Below are 6,760 nucleotides of genomic sequence, written 5' to 3' on the forward strand. Positions count from 1 at the left end.
ATAAAAGCCAGAACATAGTCTGGCTTTACTTTATAAAAACTTTTCTTTGAATCCTTTACCTTTAACTTCATTTATATCATTAACTGAAATAAATGCTCTTTCATCATATTTTAATGCAATTTCTTTTATTTTTGGAATTTCTCTAGATAAAACTACACAATAAATAATTTTTTTCTTTTCTTGAGTATATCCACCTTCTGCATTTAAGAAAGTTACACCTCTAACTAGAGTCTCCATAATTTCATTTGCTATAGGTTGTGAGTTATTAGAAAATACCATAACTGCTTTTTCATCATTTAGCGCATCCTTTATATAACTCATAACTTGTGCATTAATAAACATGGCAATTAATGTATATAGTGCTAAATTCAATCCAAACAATAAAGAACTAACAGAAACAATTGCTAAATTTATTCCAAAGCTAGTATTCTTCATTTCAATATTTAATTTATTCTTTAAGATTGCACCTATTATATCAGTTCCTCCAAGAGATGATTTAGTTCTGAATACTAATCCATTACCAACCCCACATAAAATTCCTCCATATACACTTTGAAGTAGTATATCATCAACAGGTATAATGCTACCTATTTCTTGTGTTATACCTATAATTACAGAAAAAAGTATCATATTAATTAAACTTGTAATTAAAAAATCTTTATCCAAAAATATAAATCCCAAAATAAAGATAGGTATATTAATAAAAAATGTAATAAATCCAACATTTATATTAGATAAATAGTTAATTGCCGTTGATACACCAGCTACTCCTCCACTTAATAAATGCGCCTGTCTTAAAAAACCATTTACCCCAATGGACATAATTGTAATACCCACTATTATAATTGAGTACCTTACATAAATATTGTCTTGCTCCATTGTATTAACCTTACTCATAAAGTTCCCTCCAAATAAATTAAACAAATTGTTATAAACATCATTCTTATTGTTTACATTATTATATTAACATACTTCATTTGTTTTTGCATGATTCATTTCATTTATTTTTAAAAGAGAATTTTCACATTCATCTAAGAGAACCACTAATAATTAAATTTCCGTGCTTATCAATATAGTTATTTTTATTTTCATTAACTTGAGCATATCCTTCTAGAAAATCCGATGCGGATTTAAATACAGGTTTAATTACCATTTCACCCTCTTTATTTATAAATCCCCAATACCCTTGGGAGAAATATCCTTTTTTTACATTTACTCTAGCTAATCCCTCATAAAAGCTACATGCATAATCAAATTTTGCATCAATAACTAGTTTTCCCGATTTATCTATATAACCCCATTTATTATTAATACATACAGGCGCTAAATCTTCTTTAAAACTTTTTGCTTTATCATATAAATAATCAATTACTAGTTTCCCATTCTTGTCTATATACCCCCACTTATTATCTTTTCTAACACTAGCTAAATTTTGCGAAAAATCAGAACCCATAATAAAATCTCCATCTATTATTATTTTTCCATTTTTATCAATATAACTATATCTATTTTTAAATTCTACCAAGGCTCTTTCATTGTAAAAGCTATTTACATAAGAGTATATAGGATCTATGGTCATTATTCCTTTTTTATTTATAAAGCCCCACTTTTTATTCAATCTCACTCCACAAAGCTCTTCATTAAAGTTTAAAGCCGCTCTATACATAGGCTTTATTTCAACTTCTAAATTGGTATTAAAAAATCCATATTTACCATCTATTCTAATTTTTGATAACCCCTCACAAAACTGATTTGCGCTTTCAAGCTGTAAAAAAAAATTTGAATTCCCCTTATTATCTATATATCCAAATACCCACTTTGTATTATTCCTTATTTTTTTTATATAAGTAATAATACAGTATCCTTCTTTAAATCTACTAGAGACATAGTTATATTTAGGCTTAATAGCTATATTATAGTTCCTGTCAATAAACCCATATTTACCATCTCTTAGTATTGGCAAAATCAACTCCTGACTCATCTTATCTCTCCTAAAAAATAATAATCTTTCTATATCTTATTATTCATTCAACTTACATATACTAAAAATTCACTTTGCTTAAATCGCTGTATGATATAAATTTAATTCTAAATAACTTAGCTATCCAAAACTCTCTTATTCCATTAAAAATAAAAAAAGATATAAATTGAAAATAAATTTTCAACTTATATCTTTTTTATTAATTATTTTTTTAAAATATTTTTTACTTTTTCTGTTATTAAATAACTACTATCTGGATCTTCATATCTTAGTGAGTAGAAACAATCTTTTGATTTTTGTAATTGATTGTCTTCATAATATAATATTCCCATTCTATAATAAGAATCATCAAAGTATTCATAAGATTTATTAAATGTATTAACATATCTTTGGTAATAAGATATAGCTTCCTTATCTTTGTTTAGTTTCTCATAACATAAACCTGATTGATAGATTGATGATGATTTAAAACTTGATTTTTTACTATTTTCAATTGCTAACTTAAAGTATTTTAAAGCATTTTCATAATCTCCAGCATTTTTATAAGATACACCTTTCATAAATAAGGCTTCTTCTCCTTGCTTTATTAACTTGGCATCTTCCGCTTTTTGTTTTGCATCATCCAATTCATTAGTTGTTTTATCTAAAGCTTCTTCCTTTTTAGATATTTCATTTTCTTTCTTTTCTAGCTCTTCATTTTTAGCACTTAACTGATTTTCTTTTTTAGAAATAGCTTCTTGTTTTTTATTTAATTCTTCATTAAGCTTATCTAATTTAGTTTTACTATATATTGCTGTTGCACCAATAACTACTATTAAAAGTCCAACTATAACATAAGCTATATTTTTCTTTTTGCTAAGTATATTTTTATGCTCTTTTAACTTTTCAATTTGTTTATTTTCTTTTTTTGCTACTACTACAGAAAACTCTTCTTCATTTATATGATCGTGATTTTTATCAAATAGATGATTATCAGCATCTACAAATCTAAGTCTATCTAATAATTCTTCTTTTTCCTCAGTTTTACCCATTTTTTCATATAATAATATTAAAATTACATATGGTTCAATAAGTTCAGGATCTTCTAATATCAATGAATCAAATATCTCCATAGACTCTTCATTCATCTCTTCATTAATAAATCTAATAGAGTGATTATATCTTTCTAAGAATACTTTAAACTCCCTTGAAGATAATTTATCTACATATTTTCTTGATAATTCATTATTCCCATAGCATTGAGCTGTATAAAAACTTTCGAAGGCTTTTGCAAAATCACACTTTAGTAACTTTAAAAGACCTCTCAAATTTAAAATATCTTCATCCTTTGGATTAATTTGTAATGCCTCATCTACTAGCCTGATTGCCGTTGTTATATAACTCTTTTGTGCTAATTCCAATGCATTATTATATTTATTATAAGACTCTAATTTTATTTCCTTTGGTAACACATTAGTATGCGTTTTTAACTCCTGCTGTAAATTAAGTATTGTTTCATCTTTATAATTAGATGTAACATAAGATTGCTTTAATGCCTTTAAAGTTTCATTATTTTCATCTTCATCTATTTCAAAGAAAGTATAGTCACTATTTTTTTCTTCTATTAAATCTATATCTAATATTTTTCTAGGCATATTTTCTATGTCTATTCTAATTTGTTCTCCTAAAATTTTAATCTCCTCCCTTGCATTTCATATAATCTAAGATATCACATTTGTTATATTAAGTCAAAAAATTATATATCTACACATATTTTGTATAATTTTATATTTTAACATATTAATTTTTTTCATACAAAAAGACCTAGGTTACCCTAGGTCTTTAATCTACTCTTTTTCTATAGGTTTATCATCTTCACTTGGAGTATCGTCTCCACTTACAGTATCATCATTGTTATTGTTGTTATTATTTTCTTCATTATTGCCTTCGTCCTTATTAGAGTCATTAGTTGAAGAATCAGCTTCTTCTTTTTTAGGAGGTTTTTCTTCTTTTTTTGTTCCTATTGCTAAAACTTGTTGTTTAGATGGATAAAAAGAAATTGATACCTTTTCTGTTTTTACTTCTTTTCCATTTTCATCATAATATTTTCTATAAGTTGATACAGTATAAGAATCCCTTCCTCGCTCTAATATTTTTTCTTTTCCTTTGTCTAACGTTGGGTCCTTTTCTTTTTTGATCGGAGCCTTAGTTACTTTGTCTATACTTGTACTAATTTCTATATTTTGTTTATCTTTATTATTTCCATAAACTTGACATGTAATTACTCCATTGTTGTAGTAATTTTGAATATATACAGGCTGGTTATAGTTATTCTTAAATACAAAATCTAATCCACTATCAGATACCACAGCATCTCTACCCTTATCAACGTAACTTGATGGTATAGAATGATTAGATACTTTTACTATATCAAGCCCTGCATATAGAACTGCATTATATAAAGTAGTAGATACTTGACAAACTCCACCACCTACTCCTTGTACAGCTTCTCCACTTACAATTACCGTTGCATTTTTGTATCCATTTTTAACTGTTCTCATACCTGTATGCTCGTTATAAGAAAACTCTTCCCCTGGCATCAATAGCACACCACTTGTTCTCTCAGTTGCTATTTTAATATTCTCAACTCTTCCAGGACTAATATCAGCTAAAACTGTTTTATAGCTTCCAATTAAAGTATTTATATCTTGTAAATCTTCTTTTTTAACTTCAGGTTCAACCTTTGTCACAACTAAACTATCTTCAAATATCCCTTCTTGTAAAGATTTTTTTAAGTTAGTTAATGTATTATTAATATCAACTTGTAAACCAGCTTTATCTTTAGTAACTTCAATATTATTTCCTACTACATTTAATTTGGCATTTTCCATATTTACATTTACTTCTTTTGATATTTTCTCAAGCTCTGAGATTACTTTTTCTTCATCACAATCAATAGATATATTTATATAGTTTTTGATTCCGAAAGTAGATTTTAATGTATCTACTATATTAGAAAAAATATTTTTACTTCTATTCACATTATAAGCATTTTCTACTGTTTTATCTATATCATAACTTGTTTTTATATCACTTGGGTTAATATTCCATTTTTTATCATCATACATAAATGTTATTGTGTCAATTTTAAATTCATTTAATATTTTCTTTTTTGCTTCTTCTTTGCTTAAACCTCCTATATTAACATCTTTAATATAAGTATTTTTAGCTATCTTATTGTTATTAATTTGTGTATAACCAAATCCTAAAGTCAAAATTAATATACCACTTAATATAATAATGGCCAAATTTATTCCTTTTAATTTTTGCATTATGTGTCTCCTTACTGAGTTACTTATGTTTAAAGTTGTTGAATTTTATCTTTTGTTAAATTATAAGTAGTTTTATCATAAATATTAACTAAGTATATTTCCTTTGGTTTAAACCATCCTGTCTTAACTATAAAATAGTAATATATATTACCATTTTTATTTATCATGCCTTTTAAATCATCATTGCTATATTTTTCTTGCTTCTCTTCATCTAAGAGTTCTATGCTATTATATTTTTTCTCATTTTCTTCTAATTTATCTTCTAATATTGATTTGGCATAATCTTTATTTATAGAAAAAATTATTTCTCCACTATTTTCGTCTATCTTAAAGTATGCATCGCTGTAGATACAATTATAATCTTTTTTATCTGATTTATATGAGTAAAGTTCTTTAGTTGCAGTATCTATTAATACTTCATTTATTACCTTATCATTTTTTGTTACTTCACCATAGTAATATCTTTTTCCATTTACAGTTTGTAAGTACGATATTACAGACAAATCATTCTTATTCTCATCACTTCTTCTTGCTATTAAACTTATAATATCATTACTTGTCATAGTATAATTAGAAACATATTTATTATACTTATCTTCTAAATCATCTATTTCATCCTCGTCATAATATGGGCTTAAATAGCTCAAATATTTCAACGCATCTTCATATTTTCCTTCATCTGCCAAACTTTTAGCTTGATTAATATAATAATCATACATTACCTTTATACATTCTTCCTTCGCACTTGATGCCAATGAGTAATACTTTTCATCCTCTTTAAGTACTTTATCATATAAATCTATGGCTTCATGGTATTTTTTTATAGACTGATTTTTAGTTCCTTCTTTATATATTTGTCTTGATTCATAAAGAGTTTTTATGTGTTGTTTGTATTCATCTAGTCCTTCATTAATGCCTTTCAAAGAAGATGTTATTTGTAAAAAAGAATATGCTGATTCATAAGTAATATTTTCTTCTTTATACATTTCATCTACTCTTTTTCCTAAATCAATCAAATTTGTTGTTTCAATACTTACAGTATTAAGTGCATTTACTATATTTACAAGTCCCATATACTGTTCCTTTGTTATTTGACCATTAATATACATATCTCCATTATTTATAAGTAATGAGGATAGCTTTTTAGATACTTTTTTATTAAATCTACTCATTTTAGAATCTGAAAATTCTTTTTCTATATCATCATAATAATTTTCAGCCATAGTGTATTGTCTCTCTTCTATATACGTAACTAAGGTATTAACTTCATTATTTATATTAAAGCTATCACTACTAAAATAAAGAACTATAATTAAAAGTAATAGAGCCAATGCCGAGAACGAAAGCTTTACTATATTTCCTCTATTATCATATATCAAGTTAACAATTTTATCATAAAGTTCCTTAAAATTCATTATTTTTTCCTTTCTTTTATTAATATTTCCATAAACAAACTTTTATTAATTAT

At 25.6% G+C, this 6,760-nt stretch carries 5 protein-coding genes; all 5 read right to left on the reverse strand.

Annotated elements, in window-relative coordinates:
* Positions 1 to 30: 30 nt before the first annotated feature.
* Positions 31 to 897: a YitT family protein gene (locus NSA58_RS13410; RefSeq protein ID WP_039678428.1), complete on the reverse strand. Its 867-nt coding sequence runs from the start codon at positions 895 to 897 to the stop codon at positions 31 to 33.
* Between the two features lie 130 nt (positions 898 to 1,027).
* Entirely contained in the window at positions 1,028 to 1,981 is a 954-nt protein-coding gene (locus tag NSA58_RS13415; RefSeq protein ID WP_039678429.1) for a WG repeat-containing protein, read from the reverse strand.
* Between the two features lie 203 nt (positions 1,982 to 2,184).
* Complete coding sequence (locus tag NSA58_RS13420; RefSeq protein WP_074429783.1) at positions 2,185 to 3,615, reverse strand: tetratricopeptide repeat protein; 1,431 nt, start codon at positions 3,613 to 3,615, stop codon at positions 2,185 to 2,187.
* A 192-nt stretch (positions 3,616 to 3,807) separates the two neighbouring features.
* Positions 3,808 to 5,292, reverse strand: a complete 1,485-nt coding sequence (locus NSA58_RS13425; protein WP_039678431.1) for a VanW family protein — start codon at positions 5,290 to 5,292, stop codon at positions 3,808 to 3,810.
* A 29-nt stretch (positions 5,293 to 5,321) separates the two neighbouring features.
* Positions 5,322 to 6,707 carry a hypothetical protein gene (locus tag NSA58_RS13430; RefSeq protein ID WP_074429782.1) on the reverse strand — a complete coding sequence of 462 codons (1,386 nt, stop codon included), beginning with the start codon at positions 6,705 to 6,707 and terminating at the stop codon, positions 5,322 to 5,324.
* Positions 6,708 to 6,760 lie beyond the last annotated feature (53 nt).

The sequence above is a fragment of the Terrisporobacter muris genome, assembly GCF_024621905.1.
GTDB classification, from domain to species: Bacteria; Bacillota; Clostridia; order Peptostreptococcales; family Peptostreptococcaceae; genus Terrisporobacter; species Terrisporobacter muris.

Bases quoted from the DNA above. Each gene is read 5' to 3' on its own strand.
- NSA58_RS13410 (WP_039678428.1), bottom strand. From the start codon at position 897: ATGAGTAAGGTTAATACAATGGAGCAAGACAATATTTATGTAAGGTAC.
- NSA58_RS13415 (WP_039678429.1), bottom strand. From the start codon at position 1,981: ATGAGTCAGGAGTTGATTTTGCCAATACTAAGAGATGGTAAATATGGG.
- NSA58_RS13420 (WP_074429783.1), bottom strand. From the start codon at position 3,615: ATGCCTAGAAAAATATTAGATATAGATTTAATAGAAGAAAAAAATAGT.
- NSA58_RS13425 (WP_039678431.1), bottom strand. From the start codon at position 5,292: ATGCAAAAATTAAAAGGAATAAATTTGGCCATTATTATATTAAGTGGT.
- NSA58_RS13430 (WP_074429782.1), bottom strand. From the start codon at position 6,707: ATGAATTTTAAGGAACTTTATGATAAAATTGTTAACTTGATATATGAT.